Origin of the sequence: Pseudoalteromonas sp. S3178 (assembly GCF_005886985.1) — a bacterium.
Classification (GTDB): domain Bacteria; phylum Pseudomonadota; class Gammaproteobacteria; order Enterobacterales; family Alteromonadaceae; genus Pseudoalteromonas; species Pseudoalteromonas carrageenovora.
In genome coordinates this window covers 1-371 of the sequence record NZ_PNCW01000463.1, presented here as the reverse complement: position 1 = coordinate 371, position 371 = coordinate 1, and the positions used below count along the sequence as shown (strand labels likewise).

Annotated in this window: 1 protein-coding gene; it reads left to right on the top strand. The window is 41.8% G+C overall.

Features of this window, described 5'->3' with window-relative positions:
• On the top strand, window positions 1-371 hold a 371-nt coding region (locus CWC11_RS21760), incomplete at both ends, for a polyprenyl synthetase family protein (protein ID WP_171038516.1).

Sequence of the window (371 nt, the reverse complement as noted above, 5' to 3'; positions counted from 1 at the left end):
CGATGCAACCAATATTATCGCCGAAGGGGAAGTATTACAGTTAATGAACTGTAATGATCCTGACACGACTGAAGAAAGTTATATGCAGGTAATATATAGTAAAACGGCTAAGCTATTCGAAGCTGCGACTTTACTTCCTGCCGTTGTTCTTGAACAATCAAACGAAATACAAGACGCCTTAAAGCTTTATGGAATGCATTTAGGCACAGCCTTCCAACTAGTTGACGATGTTCTCGATTACAGTGCTAATGCAGAACAAATGGGCAAAAACCTTGGTGATGATCTAGCTGAAGGTAAACCAACGCTTCCTCTTATATATGCAATGCGCCATGGCAGGCCTGAACAGGTCAACCAGATCCGTAAAGCAATAG